The sequence below is a fragment of the Brachybacterium saurashtrense genome (genome assembly GCF_003355475.1).
GTDB lineage: Bacteria > Actinomycetota > Actinomycetes > Actinomycetales > Dermabacteraceae > Brachybacterium > Brachybacterium saurashtrense.
Window position 1 is genome coordinate 1,867,663 of sequence record NZ_CP031356.1, and the last position, 20,930, is coordinate 1,888,592.

16 protein-coding genes and 1 pseudogene are annotated in these 20,930 nt (G+C 73.4%); 9 read left to right on the forward strand and 8 right to left on the reverse strand.

Annotation, left to right across the window (positions count from 1 at the left end):
- Positions 1-33 precede the first annotated feature (33 nt).
- Positions 34-822, forward strand: a complete 789-nt coding sequence (locus DWV08_RS08455) for an alpha/beta fold hydrolase (protein ID WP_115413386.1) — start codon at positions 34-36, stop codon at positions 820-822.
- A gap of 82 nt (positions 823-904) precedes the next feature.
- Here the strand turns inward: DWV08_RS08455 and DWV08_RS08460 are convergent, their stop codons facing one another.
- The 4 genes from DWV08_RS08460 to DWV08_RS08475 form a co-directional block, all read right to left on the reverse strand.
- On the reverse strand, positions 905-1,714 hold the full coding sequence (locus tag DWV08_RS08460; RefSeq protein ID WP_115413387.1) for a sulfite exporter TauE/SafE family protein: 810 nt from the start codon (positions 1,712-1,714) through the stop codon (positions 905-907).
- A 65-nt stretch (positions 1,715-1,779) separates the two neighbouring features.
- Positions 1,780-2,166: a DUF488 domain-containing protein gene (locus DWV08_RS08465; RefSeq protein ID WP_115413388.1), complete on the reverse strand. Its 387-nt coding sequence runs from the start codon at positions 2,164-2,166 to the stop codon at positions 1,780-1,782.
- 98 nt (positions 2,167-2,264) lie between these two features.
- Positions 2,265-2,762 carry a thiol peroxidase gene (tpx, locus tag DWV08_RS08470; RefSeq protein ID WP_115413389.1) on the reverse strand — a complete coding sequence of 166 codons (498 nt, stop codon included), beginning with the start codon at positions 2,760-2,762 and terminating at the stop codon, positions 2,265-2,267.
- Between the two features lie 54 nt (positions 2,763-2,816).
- Positions 2,817-3,713 carry a PPK2 family polyphosphate kinase gene (locus DWV08_RS08475; RefSeq protein WP_115413390.1) on the reverse strand — a complete coding sequence of 299 codons (897 nt, stop codon included), beginning with the start codon at positions 3,711-3,713 and terminating at the stop codon, positions 2,817-2,819.
- A gap of 122 nt (positions 3,714-3,835) precedes the next feature.
- On the opposite strand from DWV08_RS08475, the gene DWV08_RS08480 reads away from it, so the two are divergent.
- The 3 genes from DWV08_RS08480 (at position 3,836) to DWV08_RS08490 (ending at position 8,054) form a co-directional block, all read left to right on the forward strand.
- Complete coding sequence (locus DWV08_RS08480; protein ID WP_115413391.1) at positions 3,836-5,080, forward strand: amidohydrolase; 1,245 nt, start codon at positions 3,836-3,838, stop codon at positions 5,078-5,080.
- 162 nt (positions 5,081-5,242) lie between these two features.
- The gene (locus tag DWV08_RS08485) at positions 5,243-7,714 is read left to right on the forward strand and encodes a phosphoketolase family protein (RefSeq protein ID WP_115413392.1); all 2,472 of its coding nucleotides are present in this window, start codon (positions 5,243-5,245) and stop codon (positions 7,712-7,714) included.
- A gap of 43 nt (positions 7,715-7,757) precedes the next feature.
- Positions 7,758-8,054 (forward strand): acylphosphatase, encoded by a 297-nt coding sequence (locus DWV08_RS08490; RefSeq protein WP_241237190.1) that lies wholly within the window; start codon positions 7,758-7,760, stop codon positions 8,052-8,054.
- 88 nt (positions 8,055-8,142) lie between these two features.
- On the opposite strand, the gene DWV08_RS08495 is transcribed toward DWV08_RS08490, so the two are convergent.
- Positions 8,143-8,790 carry an SDR family oxidoreductase gene (locus DWV08_RS08495; protein ID WP_115413394.1) on the reverse strand — a complete coding sequence of 216 codons (648 nt, stop codon included), beginning with the start codon at positions 8,788-8,790 and terminating at the stop codon, positions 8,143-8,145.
- A 155-nt stretch (positions 8,791-8,945) separates the two neighbouring features.
- On the opposite strand from DWV08_RS08495, the gene DWV08_RS08500 reads away from it, so the two are divergent.
- The gene (locus tag DWV08_RS08500) at positions 8,946-9,983 is read left to right on the forward strand and encodes a DUF808 domain-containing protein (protein WP_115413395.1); all 1,038 of its coding nucleotides are present in this window, start codon (positions 8,946-8,948) and stop codon (positions 9,981-9,983) included.
- On the opposite strand, the gene DWV08_RS08505 is transcribed toward DWV08_RS08500, so the two are convergent.
- Positions 9,964-10,476 carry a phosphoribosyltransferase gene (locus DWV08_RS08505; RefSeq protein WP_115413396.1) on the reverse strand — a complete coding sequence of 171 codons (513 nt, stop codon included), beginning with the start codon at positions 10,474-10,476 and terminating at the stop codon, positions 9,964-9,966. The two genes, DWV08_RS08500 and DWV08_RS08505, sit on opposite strands and share 20 nt — an antisense overlap.
- Before the next feature lie 153 nt (positions 10,477-10,629).
- Positions 10,630-12,837, reverse strand: a pseudogene (locus tag DWV08_RS08510) (BCCT family transporter).
- Between the two features lie 108 nt (positions 12,838-12,945).
- Here DWV08_RS08510 and DWV08_RS08515 point away from each other — a divergent pair.
- From DWV08_RS08515 to DWV08_RS08530, 4 genes are all read left to right on the forward strand, one after another.
- Positions 12,946-13,701, forward strand: a complete 756-nt coding sequence (locus DWV08_RS08515) for a DeoR/GlpR family DNA-binding transcription regulator (protein ID WP_115413397.1) — start codon at positions 12,946-12,948, stop codon at positions 13,699-13,701.
- Positions 13,698-14,654, forward strand: coding sequence for a 1-phosphofructokinase family hexose kinase (locus DWV08_RS08520; RefSeq protein WP_115413398.1), 957 nt, complete (start codon positions 13,698-13,700; stop codon positions 14,652-14,654). The genes DWV08_RS08515 and DWV08_RS08520 overlap by 4 nt, the downstream gene beginning before the upstream one ends.
- Positions 14,655-14,718: 64 nt before the next feature.
- Positions 14,719-16,821, forward strand: coding sequence for a PTS fructose transporter subunit IIABC (locus tag DWV08_RS08525; protein ID WP_115413399.1), 2,103 nt, complete (start codon positions 14,719-14,721; stop codon positions 16,819-16,821).
- A gap of 67 nt (positions 16,822-16,888) precedes the next feature.
- Positions 16,889-17,728, forward strand: a complete 840-nt coding sequence (locus DWV08_RS08530) for a YwaF family protein (protein WP_241237191.1) — start codon at positions 16,889-16,891, stop codon at positions 17,726-17,728.
- On the opposite strand, the gene DWV08_RS08535 is transcribed toward DWV08_RS08530, so the two are convergent.
- A complete protein-coding gene (locus DWV08_RS08535; protein WP_115414964.1) occupies positions 17,662-20,895 on the reverse strand; it encodes a GH92 family glycosyl hydrolase in 3,234 nt (1,077 codons plus the stop codon). The two genes, DWV08_RS08530 and DWV08_RS08535, sit on opposite strands and share 67 nt — an antisense overlap.
- Positions 20,896-20,930: the final 35 nt, after the last annotated feature.

Sequence of the window (20,930 nt, forward strand, 5' to 3'; positions counted from 1 at the left end):
TCGCCGCCCCGCCCCTCGACCCGGAGGTCTCCCGTGCCCGTCATCCCCTCCCCCGTCGACGGCGTCGACCTGCGCTACGACGTCTCCGGGGACGGCCCGCCGCTGGTGCTGCTGCACGGCTCCGTGCTCTCCCGCGCGATCTGGCGCGGGCTCGGATACCTCGCCCCGCTCGCCGCCGAGCAGACCGTGCTGCGCCTGGACCTGCGCGGGCACGGCCTCTCGGGCACGCCCCACGACCCCGCCGCGTACACGCAGGAGGTGTTCGTCGAGGACCTGCTCGCGGTCCTCGACGCCGAGGGGATCGGGCGGGCCGCGCTGCTGGGCTACTCCCTCGGGGCACGGATCGCGCTGAGCACCGCGCTGGCCCACCCCGACCGCGTGTCCCGCCTGGTGAGCCTGGGCGGCTCCGCCTCCGCCCAGCGGGGCGCGGTGGACGCGGTGTTCTTCCCCGGCGTGATCGAGGCCGTGCGGGACGGGGGCATGGAGGCGTTCTGCGCCGGGCAGGGGCTCAGCCCCGGGGTCGACGGCCGTCGAGCGCGCGCCACCCGCACCGCCTTCCTCGCCGCGGACCCCCTCGCGATCGCGGCGCTGCTGGCCGCGACCGACGCCACCGACGCCGTGCCGGATCACGCGCTCGCCGACTGCTCCGTGCCCGCGCTGTGGATGGCCGGGAGCGAGGACCATCCCCGCCACGAGGAGTCCCGCCGCGCCGCCGCACTCATGCCGGACGCGGAGTTCGTCTCGCTGCCCGGCCGGGACCACGGCGGCACCCTTGCCACGGCCGACGAGGTGCTCGCGCACGTGCTCCCGTTCCTGCGCTGAGACCTCGCTCCCCGCGCTCCGTCCCGGCGGGCCGTCGCCCGTCCGCTCCCCTCGGGCCGTGCCGCCCGCCCCTCCGGTGAGCTCAGAGCACCTGGCGCACCAGGGCGATCAGCGCGACCGCCACGATGATCCCACGCAGCAGCCACTCCGGCATCCGCTTGGCCAGGTGCGCCCCGAAGTAGCCGCCCAGCAGCGCGCCCACCGCGATCGCGGCGGTGGCGAGCCACACCACCTCCACCCCCAGCACCAGGTGCGCGACGAGGTAGACGAGGGCGGCGGCGAGGTTCACCACCAGGCTCAGCAGGTTCTTGATGCTGTTGACCGATCCCATCGCGCGGCCGGTGAAGGTGCCCAGCACGCCCAGGTACAGCACTCCCTGGGCAGCGGTGAAGTACCCGCCGTACACGGAGGCCCCGCCCATCGCGGCCACGAGCGCCGGTGAGCGGTACGGGCTGCGCTCCGGTGCGGAGGCACCGCTGCCCCGCCGGCGGGCAGCACGCCGCTCGCTGCGGGCGCGCAGCGCCGCCGTGAGCCGCTTCTGGAACAGCACCATCGCCAGCGCCACCACGATGAGGATCGGCACCACCACGTCGAGCGCCGCGACCGGGGAGGCCAACAGCAGCAGCGCGCCGGCCGTGGCGCACACCGCGGTGACCAGCACCAGCGGTCCCAGGTTCCCGCGCTCCCGGGCGATCTCGCGGCGGTACCCGTAGGTGGAGCCGAGGGTGGAGAACAGGATCCCGATCGTGTTGGTGCGCACCGCGGTGCCGGGCGGGATGCCCAGGGCGAGCAGCACCGGCAGGGTGAGCAGGGACCCGGAGCCCACCGCGGCGTTGATGGCGCCGGCCAGGGTGCCCAGGGCGAGCAGGACGAGCAGCGAGAGGGGTTCCACGACCGTCGACCCTATCGGCGATCCGCGCCGGCTCGGGGCGCGGGTCGCGGTGCGGTCGGCTCAGCTCAGCGCCCGTGCTCCTCCAGCACGTCGCGCAGCACCTGGGCGTGGTTGTGCGCGGTGTCCTTCGCGGCGTAGAGGAGCACGAGGGTGCTCGCGCCCGCCTGCCGCGTGCGCTCCAGCAGCTCGCCGGCGGCATCGCCGGTCTCGAGCTCCTGCCGGTAGCGCGCGGCGAACTCCTCGAAGTCCAGCTCGCCGTGGTGGAAGGCGGTGCGCAGCGCCGTGCTGGGGGTGACGTCCTTGTCCCACTCGTCGTGGGCGAGGCGCTCCTTCTTCACCCCGCGCGGCCACAGCCTGTCCACCAGCACCCGGCGCTCCCCCGGGGCGGGGCCGTGCTCGTCCAGCACATCGTGCACGCGCTCGAGGCGGATCGTGAGGGGGGGGGCGGTCATCGTGGTCCTTCCGTGGCGGGGTGCTCCCGGGGCCGGGAGCAACAGGGCCCGGCGCCCGCCGTGAGGCGTGCACCGGGCCCTGGGGAGGCAGGAGCGGCTCAGGCGAGGACGGCCCGGGCGGCCTCGTAGTCGGGCTCCTCGGAGACCTCGGCGACCTGCTCGGTGTACACCACGGAGCCGTCGGCGTCGGTGATCACCACGGCGCGGGAGAGCAGACCGGCCAGCGGGCCGTCCGCCATGGTCACGCCGAAGTCCTCGCCGAAGGAGGAGCGGAAGGCGGAGCCGGTGACGACGTTCTCGATGCCCTCGGCGCCGCAAAAGCGGGCCTGCGCGAAGGGCAGGTCCTTCGAGACGCAGACGACGACGGTGTTCTCGAGGCCGGCGGCGAGCTCGTTGAACTTCCGCACGCTCATCGCGCAGGTGCCGGTGTCCAGCGAGGGGAAGATGTTCAGCACCACGCGCTTGCCGGCGAGGTCCGCGCTGGTGACGGCGCCGAGGTCCTGGCCGACGAGCTCGAAGGCCGGGAGGGCGGTGCCGGTCGCGGGCAGCTCGCCGACGGTGGTGACGGGGGCGTTCTTGAAGGTGATGGAAGCCATGCCCCCATCATCGACGCGGGATCGCGCTGACACAAGCCACGCTCGCCGAGGCGCTCACTCCATCGTCGCGCGCAGTCGCCCGACCTGCTCGTCGATGTCGAAGTCCGCCGCAGGCCACTGCGGGTCGATCTCTCGCAGCGCGTCGATCAGCAGCTGCTGCACGGCGATCCGCGCGTACCACTTGCGGTCGGCGGGAACCACGTGCCACGGCGCTCCGACGGTGGAGGTGGCGCGCAGCGCGCGGGTGTAGGCGTCCATGTAGTCGTCCCAGTGCTCACGCTCGTCGACGTCGCCCGGGTTGTACTTCCAGTGCTTGTCGGGGCGTTCGAGCCGCTCCATGAGCCGCTCGCCCTGCTCCTCGTGGGAGACGTGGAGCATGACCTTCACGACCGTCGTCCCCGCGGCGGCGAGCTCCCGCTCGAAGGCGTTGATCGCCGTGTACCGGGCGCGGATCTCCTTCGCGTCGGCCCAGCCGTGGACGCGGTGGATCAGCACGTCCTCGTACTGGGAGCGGTCGAACACGCCGATCGTCCCCGGGGCGGGGGCGTGCGGGCGGATCCGCCACAGGAAGTCGTGCTCCTTCTCCTCCGCGGTGGGCGCCTTGAACGCGGTGATCTCCACCCCCTGCGGATCCACGCTGCCCACCACGTGGCGCATGATCCCGCCCTTGCCGGAGGTGTCCATGCCCTGCACGATCAGCAGCACGGAGCGGCCGTCCGCCGCGCCGTGGTGGGCGGCGTAGAGCCGCTCCTGGAGTTCGTCGAGTTCCGCATCCCGAGCGAGCAGGAACTCCCGTCCCTCCGCCTTCTTCCCGGAGAAGCCGGGAGTGGCGCGCGGGTCGAAGTCCCGCACGTCACCCTTCCAGTCGTTCGCGAGGGGGAAGCCGCGAGGCGCCGGCGCCTCGGGACTCGTGGTGGACGCATTCTTGGAGGACTTCTTCGACTTCGCCATGTGCAGGAGCGTAGCGGGCGCAGCGCGCAGCGGGGGTGACGACGGGCGCAGCCCGCCGGAGGGGCCCGCGGGAGGACGGGGCGCGCTTGACCGCGAGGGGTCGGGGGCGGAAGTGTCGGGGGATGACCCCTGAGCCCGTGCACCGTCCCCTCGCCGCCGACGCCCCCGCCGCCTCTCCTCGCACCACGGATGCCGGCACGACCTTCGCGATCACCGGCGCCCATGTGGTGCCGATCGAGGGCGAGCCCTTCGACGGCACGGTCCTGGTGCGCGAGGGGCGCCTCTGCGCGCTCGGCCCGGAGCTCGCCGTCCCGGCAGGGGTCGAGGTCCTCGAGGCCGACGGCGCCTGGCTGCTGCCCGGCTTCGTCGATGCGCACGTGCACCTGGGCGTGGACGAGGAGGGCGAGGGCTGGGCCGGCGACGACACCAACGAGATGACCGACCCGGTGATGGCCGCGGCCCGCGCGATCGACGCCGTCAATCCCCTCGACATCGGCTTCGACGACGCGATCATCGGCGGCGTCACCGCGGTGAACGTGAACCCCGGCTCCGGCAACCCGATCGGCGGGCTCGCCGTCGCGCTGCGCACCCACGGCCGGGTCGTGGACGAGATGGTGCTGCGCAGCCCCTCCGGGCTGAAGGCCGCGCTCGGCGAGAACCCCAAGCGCGTCTACGGGGAGAGGAAGCAGACCCCCTCGACGCGGCTCGGGGTCGCGCTCACGATCCGGAAGGCCTTCGCCGCCGCGCGGGCCTGGTCCGCGAAGCCCGCCGAGGAGCGGGACGCGGATCTGGTCTCCGAGGCGCTGACGGCGGTGCTCGAGCGGGAGATCCCCTGGCGTCAGCACGCCCATCGCGCCGACGACATCGCGACCGCGCTGCGGCTGGCCGAGGAGTTCGGCTATCGGCTGGTCCTCGACCACGGCACCGAGTCCCACCTGATCGCGGACCGCGTGGCCGAGGCCGGTGTGCCGGTGCTCTACGGGCCGCTGATCGTCTCCCGCTCCAAGGTCGAGGTGCGCCACCGCACCCCGGCCGCCCCGGGGCTGCTCGCCGCCGCCGGGGTCGAGGTCTCGATCATCACGGACCATCCGGTGGTGCCGATCGAGTTCCTCGTCCATCAGGCGGCGCTCGCGGTCAAGCACGGGATGGATCCCGCGGACGCGCTGCGCGCCCTCACCCTCCACCCGGCGCGGGTGCTCGGCCTCGAGGACCGCCTCGGCGCGCTCGCCCCCGGCAAGGACGCGGATCTGGTGCTGTGGGAGGGCGATCCGCTCGACGTGCGGAACCGCAGCCTGCGCGTGTGGCAGGGCGGGCGCGAGGTGATGCACCGCGGGGCCGACGGCGAGGCCGTGATCGCCCCGCGCTGATCCGCGCGCGGGGCGTCGGGCGGGCCGGCCGCACCGCGCATGGCAGGCGCGGGACCTTTCGTCCCTTCCCCGGGGCGGCCCGTGCCCCTACGGTGGCGGTGTCGGCGCCGAGCCGGTCCGCGGCGCGGCACCCAGGCCCACAGGTCCGCTCAGGAAGGCATCATGTCCCCCACTCCCGCATGGCCCGATGCACCCGCCTCCGCCCCCTCCGACACCGACCTGACGCGACTCGACGCCTGGTGGCGCGCCGCGAACTACCTCTCGGTCGGTCAGATCTACCTCAAGGACAATCCGCTGCTGCGCAAGCCGCTGCAGCGCGAGCACGTCAAGCCGCGACTGCTGGGCCACTGGGGCACCACCCCCGGCCTCACCTTCCTCTACGCGCACGCGAACCGCGCCGTCGTCCAGCGCGGGCTGCACGCCATGTACATCACCGGCCCCGGGCACGGCGGTCCGGGCCTGGTGGCGTCCACCTACCTCGAGGGCACCTACTCCGAGGTGTACCCCGCGGTGAGCGAGGACGAGGAGGGGATGAGGCGCCTGTTCACCCAGTTCTCGTTCCCCGGCGGGATCCCCTCCCACGTCGCCCCGGAGACGCCAGGCTCGATCCACGAGGGCGGGGAGCTGGGCTACGCCCTCTCCCACGCCTACGGGGCGATGTTCGACAGCCCCGACCAGATCGCGTTCACCGTGGTGGGCGACGGCGAGGCGGAGACCGGACCGCTGGCCACCTCCTGGCACTCCAACAAGTTCGTCAACCCGCAGCAGGACGGCGTGGTGCTGCCGATCCTGCACCTGAACGGGTACAAGATCGCCAACCCCACCGTGCTCGCGCGCATCGGCGACGAGGAGCTCGAGGCGCTGATGCGCGGGTACGGGCACGAGCCGCTGTTCTTCGAGGGCGGGTTCGACGACGAGGACCCGCTGGAGATCCACCGACGCTTCGCGGAGGTGCTCGACACGGCTCTGGACCGCATCGCGGAGATCAAGGCGCAGGCCGCCGAGGACGCCGCGGCCGGCCGGGAGACCGACCGGCCGGCCTGGCCGATGATCGTGCTGCGCACCCCGAAGGGATGGACCGGCCCGAAGGAGATCGACGGTCAGCGCACCGAAGGGTCCTGGCGCTCGCACCAGGTGCCGCTCACGAGCGCCCGCGACACCGACGAGCACCTCGCCGACCTCGATGCGTGGCTGCGCTCCTACCGTCCCGAGGAGCTCTTCGACGAGGAGGGGAAGCTCGCCGAGGAGATCGCCGCCGCCGCGCCGACGGGCTCGCTGCGGATGTCCGCGAACCCCTCGACCAACGGCGGCGCCGTGCTCACGCCGCTGCGCCTGCCGGACTTCCGGGAGCACGCCGTCGACGTGCCCGTCCCGGGCGGCTCGGTCTCCGAGGCGACGAAGGTGCTGGGCACCTGGCTGCGGGAGGTGGTGCGCGAGAACCCCGAGACCTTCCGGATCTTCGGCCCCGACGAGACGGCCTCGAACCGGCTCCAGGCGGTCTACGAGGTCACCGACAAGCAGTGGAACGCGGAGCTCGAGGAGCACGACCGCGCCGAGCACCTCGCCCGGGCGGGCCGCGTCATGGAGGTGCTCTCCGAGCACCAGTGCCAGGGCTGGCTGGAGGGCTACCTCCTCACCGGCCGGCACGGGATGTTCTCCTCCTACGAGGCGTTCATCCACATCGTCGACTCGATGGTCAACCAGCACGCGAAGTGGCTGAAGGTCACCAACGAGATCGAGTGGCGCCGTCCCCTGGCCTCGCTGAACTACCTGCTGAGCTCGCACGTGTGGCGCCAGGACCACAACGGCTTCTCCCATCAGGACCCGGGCTTCATCGACCACATGGTCAACAAGAAGGCCGAGATCGTGCGGGTCTACCTGCCGCCGGACGCGAACACGCTGCTGTCCGTCTACGACCACTGCCTGCGCTCGAGGCAGTACGTGAACGTCGTCGTCGCCGGCAAGCAGCCCAACCCGAACTGGCTGAGCATGGACGAGGCGATCCTCCACTGCACCCGGGGCCTGGGCATCTGGGAGTGGGCCGGGACCGAGCGGTCCGGCGAGGAGCCGGAGGTGGTCCTCGCCGCCGCCGGCGACATCCCCACCATCGAGGTCCTCGCCGCGGCGAAGATCCTCCGCGAGGAGATCCCGGATCTGCGGGTGCGGGTGGTGAACGTGGTGGACCTGATGCGCCTGCAGGACGACACCGAGCACCCGCACGGTCTCTCGCAGCGCGCCTTCGAGGGGTACTTCGGCACGGAGGCGCCCGTGGTCTTCGCCTACCACGGCTACCCGTGGCTGATCCATCGCCTGGCGTACCGCCACGACCGGCTCGGTCGCCTGCACGTGCGCGGCTACAAGGAGGAGGGGACCACCACGACCCCCTTCGACATGCTCATGCTCAACGACACCGATCGCTACCACCTGGTGATGGACGTGATCGACCGGGTCGACGGGCTGGGCACCCGCTACGCGGGGCTGCGTCAGCGGATGGTGGACACCCGCCTGCGCTGCCGGGCCCATGCCTACGAGCACGGGGAGGACGCCCCGGAGATCACCCAGTGGCGGTGGAGCGACGAGGTGGACGCGGACCTCGGCGCGGCGGCGGCCGACACCGGCGGCGACAACGGATGAGCTGCGCGTGGCTCGGGCACGTCGCGCGGTACAGGAGGGACACGTGGAGAGCACCCCGGAGGGCAGCGCGCCCGTGCGACGGATCGTCCGTGTGCACGGCCGGGTGCAGGGCGTCGGCTACCGGATGGACGCCGCCGCGGCGGCCTCGCGCTGCGGCGTGGCCGGGACCGTGAGGAACCTGCTCGACGGCTCGGTGGAGGCCGATGTGGAAGGGCCTCCGGAGGCCGTCGAGGCGATGATCGCGCACCTGCGCCGCGGGCCGAGCACCGCCCGGGTGGACGGCGTGGACGTGCGCCGAGACGCGCCCCGCGGCGCCACCGGGTTCCGCATCGCCGGCTGAGCCGTCCGCGCGCGCGCACGACCCCGGCAGCGAGGAGCTGCCGGGGTCGTGGGGTCGTGCCGCACGGCGCGGCGGGCCGGGCCGTGCGTCAGGAGGCGGCGTCGAGGGCGGCGCCGATCTCCTGCTCGCCGTCGTTGTAAGGGAGGAATCGGCCGACGGTCGCGGGCCGCTCGAGGGCCGCGACGATCGTGCGCGCCACGTTGCCCCGGGAGACGCTCCCGCCCTCCGCGGCGGCGGTGTCGATCCGACCGGACGGCTCCTCGAGGGTGAGCCGGGAGGGTGCGAGGATGGTCCAGCGGAGGTCGGTGCCCCGCAGGTGCTCGTCGGCGCGGGCCTTCGACTCGGCGTAGGCGAAGAAGGGGTTGTCCTCGCTCACGCCGTGCTCCAGCGAGGCCCCGAAGTAGCTCACCATCACGTAGCGCTCGGCGCCCACCCGCTGGGCGGCGTCCATCGACGCGATCGCCGCGTCCCGGTCCACGGCCACCGTGCGCTCCGGGTTCCCGCCGCCGGCCCCCGCAGACCACACCACGGCGTCCCTCCCGCGCAGCAGCTCGTCCCAGCCCCCGGCGTCCAGGCTCTCGATGTCGCTGAGCACCGCCTGGGCGCCGGTCGCCTCGACCTCCGCGGCGTGCTCCGGGTTGCGGATCACGGAGTGCACCGTGTGTCCCGCCTCCACGAGCAGCGGCGCCGCGAGCAGTGCGACCTTGCCATGTCCTCCGATGAGTGCGATATCCATGGCCCCACCCTGTCACCGTGCGCGCCCCAGGTCGAGGGCCGGCCGGCGATGTTCGCGCTCGGTGGAGCCGGGGCCCGCTCGGCCGTTCCCCGGAGCCCCGCTATCCTGGGCGCGGCCGCCGCCCCAGCGGCTCACGCCGCACGAAGGGACCCAGCATGGCCGGTGGACTCGCCGCACTCCTCGATGACGTCGCCGCGATCGCGCGCCTGGCCGCCGCCAGCGCGGACGACGTGGCCGCCGCCTCCGCCAAGGCCGGCTCGAAGGCCGTGGGCGTGGTGATCGACGACGCCGCGGTGACGCCGCAGTACATCCAGGGCATCAAGCCTCAGCGGGAGCTGCCGATCATCTGGCGGATCACCAAGGGTTCGCTGCGCAACAAGTTCGTGATCATCCTGCCCGCGCTGCTGCTGCTGAGCGTGGTCGCACCCTGGCTGCTCACCCCGATCCTCATGCTCGGCGGCCTCTATCTCAGCTTCGAAGGCGCGGAGAAGATCATCGAGCTCGTGCGGGGGAAGCCCAAGAAGGCTCCCGCGAGCGCGCAGGGCGCCGCCGCGGAGGACAAGGTGGTCTCCGGCGCGGTGCGCACCGACCTCATCCTCTCCGCCGAGATCATGGTGATCTCGATGAACTCGGTGGACACCGACAGCCTGTGGATGCGCGCCGCCGTGCTCGCGGTGATCGCCCTCGGCATCACCGCCCTGGTGTACGGCGCGGTGGGCCTGCTGGTGAAGATGGACGACATCGGTCTGGCCATGGCGCAGGACGAGGACGCCCCCGAGGCCCGGCGCCGCTTCGGCGACGGCCTGGTGCGGGCGATGCCGCGCGTGATGGACGTGATCAGCTACGTGGGCATGATCGCGATGCTCTGGGTGGGCGGCCACATCCTGCTGGTGGGCACACACGAGCTGGGCCTGGCCCAGCCGTACGGGTTCGTGCACCACCTCGAGGAGATCGTGGCGGGCGCGGCCGGGGTGGGCGGGGTGCTCGCCTGGCTGGTGAACACCTTCTTCTCGTTCCTGCTGGGCCTGCTCGTGGGCTCGGTGGCGGCGGCGATCGTGCACGTGCTGCCGATCGGCCACCACGGCGAGGAGGGTTCCCCCGCCGAGGCCGCGGCCGGCGAGGCCGCCGAGGATCAGACCGACGACGGCTCCGCCGCCGGCGAGACCGGGGCGGTCACTCCTCCGTCGCGGTGACCGGCGGCTCGGCCGACCACGGGAAGACGATCCACTCGTCCGTGCGGCGCCACACGAAGTCCGGGTCCACCACCGAGGCGGACTTCGCGTAGAGCACCGCGCTGCGGGCGTCGGCGCCCATCTCGCGCAGCAGGTCGAGCACGAGCGCGAGGGTGCGGCCCGAATCGGCCACGTCGTCGACCACCAGCAGGCGCTTGCCCCGGATCGACTCGGTGTCGAGCATCGGCGCGAGCAGCACCGGGTCCGGGAGCGTCTCGTGCACGTCGGTGTAGAACTCGACGTTGATGGCATCGGAGAGCTTCACCCCGAGCGCGTAGGAGAGCGAGCCGGCCGGCAGCAGACCGCCGCGGGCCACGGCGATGATGATCTCCGGCGTGAAGTCGGAGTCGGCGATCGTCTGCGCCAGCTGCCGGGAGGCGGTCCCGAACAGCTCCCACGTGAGCACCTCCTTCTCGACGAGGTCGGAGGAATCGGCGTGGTAGGCCTGCGTCATCGGGTCACTGCTCCTGGGGATCGTGGGCGCGGAGGGCTCCGATGGTAGCGCCGGGGAGCGCTCCGCGCCGCGCTGCGCCGGGGGCGCATGGCCGATCCCTCAGCCGCGCCCCGGGGCGGGGCGCACCGGCCCGCCCGGCCCCGGGGTCCCGTGCTACCGCCCGTCCGACGGGGCGTCCGTCGGGCCGGCCTCGCCGTCGTCCTCCTCCAGGGGCTCGCCGTCGAGGCCGAGGTAGACCCCGCGCTCGTAGTCGTACGCGACGGGGTTGCCCCCCTCGTCGGTGCGCGCGTACCACTCGGTGACCTCCATGGCGGTGGAGTCGAACTCCGCGCCGGTGGCGAGGTCGCTGTCGGTGGCGGTGGGCTCCACGGCGAGCGCGAAGTGGTCCCCGTACTCGGCCACGCCCTGCTTGACCGCGTTCTCGATCGCCACCTCCTGGTACTGGTCCCGGATCATCATCGGGTCGTTGCGCAGCTCCCTGATCAGCGCCACCACCATCAGGATGAGGATGACGGCGAAGGGCAGCGCCGTCACCACGATGAGGTTCTGCAGGCCGGCGAGCGCGTTCTGCCCTCCGAAGAACAGGATCACCATGGCGATCCCGGCCATGCACAGCGCCCAGAACACGGTGACCAGGCGATTCGGGGAGGGGTTGCCCTTCTGCGAGAGCTGCGAGTTCACCAGCGAGGCGGAATCGGCCGAGGTGATGAAGAAGATCGCGAGCATCACGATGACGATCGCGGAGATCACCGTCCCGCCGGGCAGCTGATCCACCACGGCGAAGAAGATCTCCGCCGGCGCCGGCAGCGAGTCGACGGTGCCGTCGGTCGCGATCGCCCCGGAGGGATCTGAGATCCCCACGGTGTTCCCGGCGGCGTCCAGCTCGCTGGCCCGGCGCTGCAGTCAGACCGAGGTGCCGCCCAGCACGGCGAAGGCGAGGATGATGATGCTGGAGGGGATCAGCAGCACGCCGAGCACGAACTGGCGGATGGTGCGGCCGCGGGAGATCTTCGCGGTGAACACGCCCACGAAGGGCGCCCAGCTCACCCACCAGGCCCAGTAGAAGGTGGTCCACGAGGAGAGGAAGCCCTGCATGTCCTCGCCCTCGGCCATGTTCGCGCCGAGCATCGCGGCCAGGGAGCCCAGGTACTCGGCGATCGCGCCGGGGATGATGTTCACCAGGAACACGGTGGGGCCGACGACGAAGATGAACACCGCCAGCAGCAGCGCGAGCATCATGTTGATGTTCGACAGCCAGCGGATGCCGCGGTTCACGCCGGAGACTGCGGAGGCAATGGTGCCGGCGGTGAGCACCATGATCATGAGCATCGCCGCCGCGTTCCCGGCGGTGCCCAGGCCCGTGACGATCTGCACCCCGCCCGCGATCTGCATGGCGCCGATGCCCAGGGACGCGGCGGTGCCGAAGAGTGTCGCGATGATCGCGAGCCCGTCGATGATCCGGCTGGGCAGGGAGGAGGTGCTGCCGCCCCACAGCCCGGCCACGATCGCGCTCATCAGCGGCACCCTGCCGCGGCGGAAGGACACGTACGCCACGGCCAGGCCCACCACGGCGTAGATCGCCCAGGCGTTGATCCCCCAGTGGAGGGCAGACTGCGCGATCGCGCCCTTCATCGCGGCGATCGACCCGGCGTCGTACTCGGCCCCCGGTCGCGGGGAGAGGGAGAAGGTGAGCGGCTCGTAGGGGCCGAAGAAGATGATGCCGATGCCGAAGCCGGCGCCGAACAGCATCGCCTCCCAGGAGCCGGTGCCGAACTCGGGCTTCTCCCCGTCCAGCCCCAGCGGGATCTTCCCGTACCGGGACAGGGCGATCACCAGCAGCACGATCACCATGCCGATCGCGATGACGTTGAAGACCCAGCCGAAGTTCTCCATCACCCAGGCGAGCGCCGCGCTGGAGACGTCGAAGACCTGCTGCGGGGCCAGCACGCCCCAGGCCACGAAGCCCACGATCAGCGCGCCCACGGCCACCAGGACGCCGCGGTCAATGCCGTAGCGCACCTTCTGGTCCTCCACCGAGACGCCGGGCACCAGCGCGGGGTGGATGCTGTGCGGGTAGCTCACCTCGTCGAGGAATCGGCGCGCCTGGCGCCGTGCGGCATAGACGCGGCGATGCTGCTGGGCGGCGTACTCGTCGGCGGCGGCGGCCACGTTCTCGGGCGAGCCGCCGCCCGCGGCGGGCGTGCGCCGCCCCGCCTTCTTCTGGGCGGGGACGTTCATGGTTCCTCCAGGGTAGGGACGCGGCCACTGCAGTGGCGGGCCCCACACATCCCGGCGCCGCACGGGAGAACCGGCGCGCAGTCGTGGCCTCCTCCCCCGGGCGACCGCGACAATGCCCCACATTTGCCACGCATTCCCACTGTTGCTTTGTGTGGTTTTCGGGCGTAGAGTTACGGCACCGAGGCCGCCGCACGCGGCCTGCCACTGGTCGACGAAGCAGGTGAGCAGCCGATGTATGCCGCAGAGAGACGCCGTCTGATCCTCGAGGAGCTCACGAGCACGGGCCGGATCACCGTCGCGGACCTGTCCGCCCGGCACGAGGTCGCCACCGAGACCATCCGGCGGGACCTCGACGAGCTCGCCGAACGCGGCCTGCTCGAGCGCGTGCACGGCGGGGCGATCCCCCGCCGCGAGGCTGAGCCGGATCTCGAGGCCCGCCGCGTCACCCACATCGACGCCAAGCGCCGCATCGCCCTCGCCGCCGCCGCCCTGCTGCCCCGCGACGAGCAGGCCGCGGTGCTGCTGGACGCCGGCACCAGCACCGCCGAGCTCCTCCCCCATCTCGCCGGACGGCGCGGCCCCGTGATCACCAACGCCCCCGCCATCGCGCAGGGCGCCCTGGTCCACACCGATCTCGCGGTGCACGTGCTGCCTGGCCGGGTGCGCCCCACCACGCAGGCCGCCGTGGGGGCCGCCACCGTGGACGCCCTGCGGGCGCTGCATCCCCGGGTCGTGTTCCTGGGCTGCAACGGTCTGGACGCCGAGGGGGCCACCACCCCGGATCCGGACGAGGCCGCGGTGAAGACGGCGATGGTCCGCTCCGCCGCGCAGCGGGTGGTGCTGGCCGACTCCTCCAAGCTCGGCGCCCGCCACCTGGTGCGCTTCGCCGCGCTCGAGGACGTCGACGCGCTGGTCACCGACGCCGCGCCGCCGGAGCCGCTGCGCCGCGCGCTCGCCGAGGCCGGGGTGGAGGTGCACCTGGCATGATCCTCACGCTCACCGCCAACCCCTCCCTCGACCGCACGGTCGACCTGGGCGGGCCGCTCACCCCGGGCGGCGTGCACCGCATCGCCGAGGAGTCCACCCAGCCGGGAGGCAAGGGCATCAACGTCGCCCTGGGCGTGCACCGCGCCGGCCTGCCTGTGATCGCCGTGCTGCCCGCCCCCGCGGACGACCCTCTGCTGGCCCTGCTGGAGGCGGAGGGGCTCCCCCACCGCGCCTCCCGGAGCACGGGCCGGGTGCGCACCAACCTCACCGTGCTCTCCACCCCGCAGCTGACCACCAAGATCAACGAGCCGGGCGCACGGCTGGACGCCGCGGAGGCGGCCGCGCTCGAGGAGCTGCTGCTGGAGGCGGCCTCCCCAGGGGACCGCGTGATGCTCTCCGGCTCGCTGGCCCCCGGACTGCCGGCGGAGACGTACGTGCACCTGGTCGACCGCCTGCACGCTCGCGGCGCGCGGGTGGGGGTGGACACCTCCGACGCGCCCCTGGCGGCTCTCGCCGCGGCGCTGCCGGGCATCGCGCCGGACGTCCTCAAGCCCAATGCGGAGGAGCTCGGCCAGATCCTCGGCACCGACGGCGTGGCCCTCGAACAGGACGCCGCCGACGGCCGCCTCGAGGGCATCCGCGACGCCGCGCTGGATCTCCACCACCGCGGCGTGGGTGCCGTGCTGGTCACCCTGGGCGGCGCCGGCGGGCTGCTCGCCACGGAGGGGCGCGCGTGGTACAGCCCGTCCCCGCCCGGCCCTGTCCTCTCCACCGTCGGCGCCGGGGACTCGGCGACCGCCGGCTACCTCATCGCCCAGGAGCGGGGCGCCGACCCCGGCGCCCGCCTCGCCCTCGCGCTCGCCTACGGGACGGCCGCCGTGGGCCTGCCCGGCACCACCATCCCCCGCCCGGAGCAGGTCCGCGTGGACGCGGCCCGCGTGCGCGCCCTCTGATCCCGCCGACACCCCGGCCCCTCCTCATCCCGCCCCGCGGATGAGCCCGTTCGAAGGAGAACCGATGTCCGCTCCCCTGATGACCCCCGACCTGGTGCGCCTGGAGGTCGATCCTCCCGGCGACAAGCACGCCGTGATCGGCCTGATGGCCGATCTCATCGCCGCCACCGGCCGCGCCGAGCGCGACGGGCTGGAGGCCGGGCTGCTCGCCCGCGAGGAGTCCTTCGCCACCGGGATGCCCGGCGGGTTCGCGATCCCGCACTGCCGCACCGAGGCGGTGCACGAGGCGGCGCTCGCGCTGGTGCGCCTCCGCGAGCCGGTGGACTTCGGCGCCGCCGACGGCCCGGCCGATCTCGTCCTCGCGATCTCCGCCCCCGCGGGCACCGACGACCAGCACCTGCAGCTGCTCGCGCAGCTCTCGCGCGCGCTGATCCGCCCCGAGTTCCTCGCCGCGCTGCGCGGCGCCGGCACGCCCGCGGAGGCCTCCGCGCTCGTGATGGGCGTGCTCGAGCCCGCCCCCGAGACACCGGAGCAGGACGCCCGGCCGTCCGACGAGGGCCCCGGCCCGCAGCGGGCGACCGCGGGAGCCGCCGCAGAGGCCGCTCCTGCGAACGCCGCGGTCACTGCCGCCGCCCCCGGCGAGTCGGCTGTGGACGGCGCCCCGGTGCTGCTCGCGATCACCTCCTGCCCCACCGGCATCGCCCACACCTACATGGCCGCCGAGTCCCTCGAGAACGCCGCGAAGGAGAAGGGCGTCGAGCTACACGTGGAGACGCAGGGCTCCGGCGGCATCACCCCGTTCACCCCTGAGCAGATCGCGGCGGCGAGCGCGCTGATCGTCGCGGCGGACGTCAACATCTCCGGGAGGGAGCGCTTCGCGGGGCTCCCTCTCGTGGAGCATCCGGTGAAGAGGGCCATCTCCCACGGCCCGGCGATGATCGACGAGGCCGTCGCCGCCGCCGCGGATCCGTCGTCCCGCCGTGTCCCCGCCGGCGGCGGCGAGGCGCCCGCGGAGGGCTCCGGCGGCGAGTCCTCCCAGTCCTGGCCGCGCCGGATCCAGGGCGCGGTGATGACCGGCGTGTCCTACATGATCCCGTTCGTCGCCGCGGGCGGTCTGCTGATGGCGCTCGGCTTCCTGATCGGCGGCTTCGACGTCGCCTTCGTCGCCCAGGACGTGGCCACCGGCTCCTCGCTGTCCTCCCTCCCCGACGCCCAGCAGTACGAGGGCACCGCCGGGACCATGCTCACCGAGCGCTCCGGGCTCGCGCTCTACCTGGGCGCCGTGCTGTTCACGCTGGGCAGCCTGGGCATGAGCTTCCTGGTCGCCGCGCTCTCTGGCTACATCGCCTTCGGGCTCGCCGGCCGCCCCGGCATCGCCCCCGGCTTCATCGGCGGTGCGGTCTCCGTGGCCGTGGGCGCCGGGTTCCTGGGCGGGCTGATCACCGGCCTGCTCGCCGGGCTGATCGCCCTGTGGTTCACCACTCTCGCCCCGCCGCGCTGGCTCGCCGGGCTGATGCCGGTGGTGATCATCCCGCTGCTCACCACCCTGCTCGTGGGCGGCCTGATGCTGCTGTTCCTGGGCCGCCCGCTGGCGGCGCTGATGACCGCGCTGCAGGACGGGCTCACGGGGATGTCCGGCTCCTCCGCGATCCTGCTGGGCGTGATCATCGGGCTGATGATGTGCTTCGACCTCGGCGGGCCGGTGAACAAGGCCGCGTACCTGTTCGCCACCGCCGGGCTCTCCCAGGGCACCGAGGCCTCCTTCCAGATCATGGCCGCCGTGATGGCCGCCGGCATGGTGCCGCCGCTGGCGATGGCGCTGTCCACCGTGGTGCGGCGCCGGCTCTACTCCCCGGTGGAGCGGGAGAACGGGACCACCGCCTGGCTGCTCGGCGCGGCGTTCATCTCCGAGGGGGCGATCCCCTTCGCCGCCGCGGACCCGCTGCGCGTGATCCCCTCCTCGATGGCGGGCGGCGCGGTAACCGGCGCACTGGTGATGGCGCTCGGCGTGGGGTCCCAGGCCCCGCACGGCGGCATCTTCGTGGCCTTCGCGATCTCCCCCGTGTGGGGCTTCGTGCTCGCGATCCTCGCCGGGACGCTGGTCTCCGCCCTGCTGGTGACCGTGCTCAAGGAGCTCGGCGCCCGTCGGGCCGGCGCCGCCGCCTGACCGGCTCCGCGCACCGGTCGCCGGGAGCGCCCCACCGCGGTGGGGCGCTCCTCGTATGCTCGGCTCCGTGAGGCTCCACGACCCGCTGCTGCGCGCCGACGGCCCGCTGGGCCAGATGCCCGCCTACGGCGGGGCGCACCTGACGATGCTGGCGCTGCTCGTCCTCGCCGCGCTGGGCCTGGTGCTCTGGGCGCGCCGCACCCCGGCCGCACGGGTGGAGCGGGTGCTGCGCGGAGCGGGCTGGGTGCTGCTGGCCAACGCGGTGTTCTGGACGGCCTGGGGGGTCATGCCCTGGGCCTGGAACATCGACGAGTCGCTGCCGCTGCACTACTCGGACGCGCTGCGCTTCCTGGTGCCGCTGGCGCTGATCACCCGGGCCCCGTGGGCGGTGGTGGTGAGCTGGTACTGGGGGCTGACGCTGAACATGCAGTCCGTGCTCACCCCGGACGTGAACTACTTCGTGTGGGTGCCGCTGGAGTTCCTGGAGTACTGGCTGGCGCACGGCGCGGGCGTGCTCGCCCCGACGGTGCTGGTGTGGGGGCTGGGGATCCGCCCCACCTGGCGGGGGTACGTCGCGGCCTACGCCGTGACCGTGGGCTGGGCCGCGCTCGCGATGACCGGCAATGCGCTCACCGGTGCCAACTACGGCTACCTCAACCGTGCTCCCAGCGGGCCGTCGCTGCTGGACGTGCTGGGGCCCTGGCCGTGGTACCTGCTGGTCGAGGCGGTGCTGATCGCGGCGGTGTGGGCGCTGATGACGCTGCCGTGGACCCTGCGGGATCGGCGTGCAGGCACGCCCCTGCTGGGGCGCGCCGGGCTGGCACGCCGGGCGGTGCCCGCTCAGGCCAGCAGCTCCACCTCCGACAGCCGCAGCGGGCCCTGGGAGGCGGAGACCACCAGACGGTGATGTAGGCAGGGGCGCGGTGCACGGATCTCGAAGGGGCGGGTCTGGCGGCGCCACCGGAAGCGCTCCTCGGTGCGCTCGTCGAGCAGCTCCCAGCTCTCGCCGTCATCGGAGCCCTCCAGGCGCCATGCGATCGGGTCACCGCCCTCGGAGGCGGAGGAGGTGAGGGTGAGGAACTGCGCCTGCTGCGGCTCGCCCAGCTCCGGGAGGTCGATCACGGCCCGCGCGGCCGGGAAGCTGCGCTCGGTGCGGGCGTCGTCGTCGCGCAGCGGATCCGACTGGTCGGAGGCGAACAGGTCCCGCAGCGGCTGCGGGCGCTCACCGGGCGCGGTGGGCGAGGGCGGCACCTCGCCCCAGCCGCCCGGCTCGGCCCCGAGCTGCAGGTGCAGGGTGCCGCGCAGGGCGGCATGGTCGATCCATGCCTGCGGGTGGTCCTCGCCGTCCACGGTCATCGCGGTGATGCAGGTGTCCTCCGGCCGCTGGGCCTCGGCCACCACGGTGAAGGGCTCGCCGCCCAGGGGGCGCACCTGCGCGCGGGGGAACAGCGGTGCCACGAGGTGGTAGCGCCCGGTGCCCAGCTGCAGCGGGTATAGGCCCAGCGCGGTGAGCAGCCACCAGGCGCTCATCTCGCCGTTGTCCTCGTCCCCCGGATAGCCCTGCCCGATCTCCTCGCCCACGAACAGCCGCCGCTGCACCTCGCGCACGATCCGGGAGGCCTCCTCGGGCGCGCCCACGTGGTGGAAGAGGAAGGGGATGTGGTGGGAGGGCTGGTTGGACATGCCGAACTGGCCCATCCGCACCGCGCGCGCCTCCACCATCTCGTGGATCACGTCGCCGTAGCTGCCGGGCCGATCGGCCCGCTCCGGCGTCGCGAAGAACTCCTCCAGCCGGCCGCGCAGCATCTCGCGGCCGCCGTAGAGCGCGGCGAGGCCCTCGCCGTCGTGCGGGACGTGGAAGGCGAAGTTCCAGCCGTCGGTCTCGGTGTAGTCCCCGCCCCACCGGCGCGGGTCGTACTCCTCGGGGCGCTGCGCGAAGGCGCCGTCCGCGCGCCTGCCCTGGAAGAACTCGATCGCCGGGTCGAACAGCAGCGGATAGTTCCGGCTGCGGGCCTCGAGGTAGTGCGACTCCTCCCGCAGCCGGGCGGCCTCGCGCTCCTCTCCGTCGCGCTCCGCGCGCTCGGCGAGCAGCGCCGCCTGGGCGGCGAGTCCGGCGTCGTTGATGTGCGCCTCGAGCGTCCAGGAGACCGATTCGGGGGTGGAGGAGTCGACGAAGCCGGTGAACACGGCGCGCTCGTTGCCCTTCCGCCCCACCTCGGCGAAGGCGGGGGCGACGGTGGCGTTGCGCAGCCCGGACTCGTAGGCCGCGACCGGGTCCGGCAGCGGCACGCCCTTGACCTGCAGATCGGCGAAGGAGATGTCGCTGCTGGTGCCGGTCATGCAATCGGCGTAGCCCGGGGAGGACCAACGCGCGATCCACCCGCCCTCGCGATGCTGCTGCACGAAGCCGTCGGCCAGCTCGGCGGCGCGCTGCGGATACAGCAGGGCGTAGGCCGGCCAGGCGGTGCGGTAGGTGTCCCAGAAGCCGTGGTTGACGTACAGGGGGCCGGGCACGACCTGCGCGTTGCTGCGCTGATCGGTGGCCTCGCCCTTCGTGGGCAGCACGGGGCTGGCGTGCACCGGCTCGGGCCGCTGTGCCGTGCCCGCGTTCTCCCAGTGCGAGTTCGGGTACAGGTTCAGGCGGTAGAGGTTGCCGTACAGGGTGCGGCGCTGGGGGCCGGTGGCCTCCGGCACCTCGATCACCCCCAGACGCTCGGTCCAGGCGGCGTGCGCCGCGCGGCGCACGTCCTCGAAGGTGCGGCCCTCGAGCTCCTGGGCGAGGGTGCGCCGGTTCTGGGCCTGGCCGAGGTAGCTGGTGGACAGCCGCAGCGTGACGCGCTCCGTGCCGGGGGCGAAGCTGAGCACGCTCCCGCCGCTGTCCCCGCGGGCCTGCGCCACCGAGACCGGGGCGGGCTCCACCTGGGCCTGCACGTACATGCGGGTCGCGCCGTCGGCGCGGTGATCGCCGGTGACGTCCACCCAGGTCTGCACCCGGCCGTCGAACACGGCGCCGGAGGCGTCGAGGCGGGCACGCTCGTCCACGCCCTCGAGCAGCAGGTGGCCCTGCTCCTGCCCCGGGGGCAGGTCGATCTCGCACAGCGCGCCGTGGTCGGTGGGGGCCAGGCGCAGGGCGATCCCGCCGTCGAGCGCGACCTCGTAGAGGTCCGGTCTCGCCGTCTCGCGGCCGTGGTCGAAGCCGCGGGCCCGGGCCGCGGGCGTGGCGTCCGGCTCCGCGCCCAGCAGCGGCATGAGCAGGAACTGGAGACGGTCGCCCATCCAGGGGCTGGGCTGATGGGACACGGCCATCCCCTGCAGCCGCGGCCGGTTGTCGGGCCCGTTGGCCCGGTGGTACTCGTACAGCCAGCGCCGGGTGCGCGCATCGGTGACCGGGGTGAACATCGCGAAGCCGTTGGGCAGGGCCGCCAGCGGCAGGGTGTTCCCGCGGGAGAAGGCGCCGGAGGCATGGCTGCCGCGGCGGGTGTCCACCCAGGCCACCGGGTCCTCGAGCGGCGGGTCCTGCGGCCGCGGGCCCAGGTAGGGGCCGTCGATCCAGGCCGTGAGCACCTGGTCCGCCTCCTCCGTCCTCAGCGCGCCGCTCGGGGCGGCACCGTCCTCGAGGTCGGCCTCGGGGTCGTGCGGGGCCTCGAGCACCACTCGCACCTCGGTGATGCGCCGGCCGACGAGCCCCTCGAGCGGCACCTGCACGTCGTTCCACTGGTCCGGGAAGAGGATCCGGCCCTCGCCGAGACCGTCTGCGGTGGCGAGGGTGCCGTACTGGTCGCGCGGGGCGTGCTCGGAGAGGCGGCTGCCGTCGTCGAGCACGAGGTCGAGCGCGAGATGGGTGGCGCCCCAGGTCTGTGCGGCGTCCAGCACCGGATGCACGAACCAGCGCAGCACGTCGCCGGCGGCGATCGTGCGGCCGGCCACCCCGGCGAGCCCCGGGATCGCCGGCAGGGCGGCGTCGCCGTGCTCCCCCGCGACGCCGTGGCAGAGCACGGCCGCGGGCGCGAGGAATCCGGCTCCGTCCTTGCTGGTGGGTGCTCCGACGGGTCCGCTGTCTGCGACGACGATCATGCCCACCAGGCTATCGACTGCCGCGGCCGCCGCGG

Bases quoted from the DNA above. Each gene is read 5' to 3' on its own strand.
- tpx (WP_115413389.1), bottom strand. From the start codon at position 2,762: ATGGCTTCCATCACCTTCAAGAACGCCCCCGTCACCACCGTCGGCGAG.
- DWV08_RS08495 (WP_115413394.1), bottom strand. From the start codon at position 8,790: ATGGATATCGCACTCATCGGAGGACATGGCAAGGTCGCACTGCTCGCG.
- DWV08_RS08505 (WP_115413396.1), bottom strand. From the start codon at position 10,476: ATGACGCAGGCCTACCACGCCGATTCCTCCGACCTCGTCGAGAAGGAG.
- DWV08_RS08515 (WP_115413397.1), top strand. From the start codon at position 12,946: ATGTATGCCGCAGAGAGACGCCGTCTGATCCTCGAGGAGCTCACGAGC.
- DWV08_RS08535 (WP_115414964.1), bottom strand. From the start codon at position 20,895: ATGATCGTCGTCGCAGACAGCGGACCCGTCGGAGCACCCACCAGCAAG.
- DWV08_RS08475 (WP_115413390.1), bottom strand. From the start codon at position 3,713: ATGGCGAAGTCGAAGAAGTCCTCCAAGAATGCGTCCACCACGAGTCCC.
- DWV08_RS08480 (WP_115413391.1), top strand. From the start codon at position 3,836: ATGACCCCTGAGCCCGTGCACCGTCCCCTCGCCGCCGACGCCCCCGCC.
- DWV08_RS08525 (WP_115413399.1), top strand. From the start codon at position 14,719: ATGTCCGCTCCCCTGATGACCCCCGACCTGGTGCGCCTGGAGGTCGAT.
- DWV08_RS08500 (WP_115413395.1), top strand. From the start codon at position 8,946: ATGGCCGGTGGACTCGCCGCACTCCTCGATGACGTCGCCGCGATCGCG.
- DWV08_RS08465 (WP_115413388.1), bottom strand. From the start codon at position 2,166: ATGACCGCCCCCCCCCTCACGATCCGCCTCGAGCGCGTGCACGATGTG.
- DWV08_RS08485 (WP_115413392.1), top strand. From the start codon at position 5,243: ATGTCCCCCACTCCCGCATGGCCCGATGCACCCGCCTCCGCCCCCTCC.
- DWV08_RS08520 (WP_115413398.1), top strand. From the start codon at position 13,698: ATGATCCTCACGCTCACCGCCAACCCCTCCCTCGACCGCACGGTCGAC.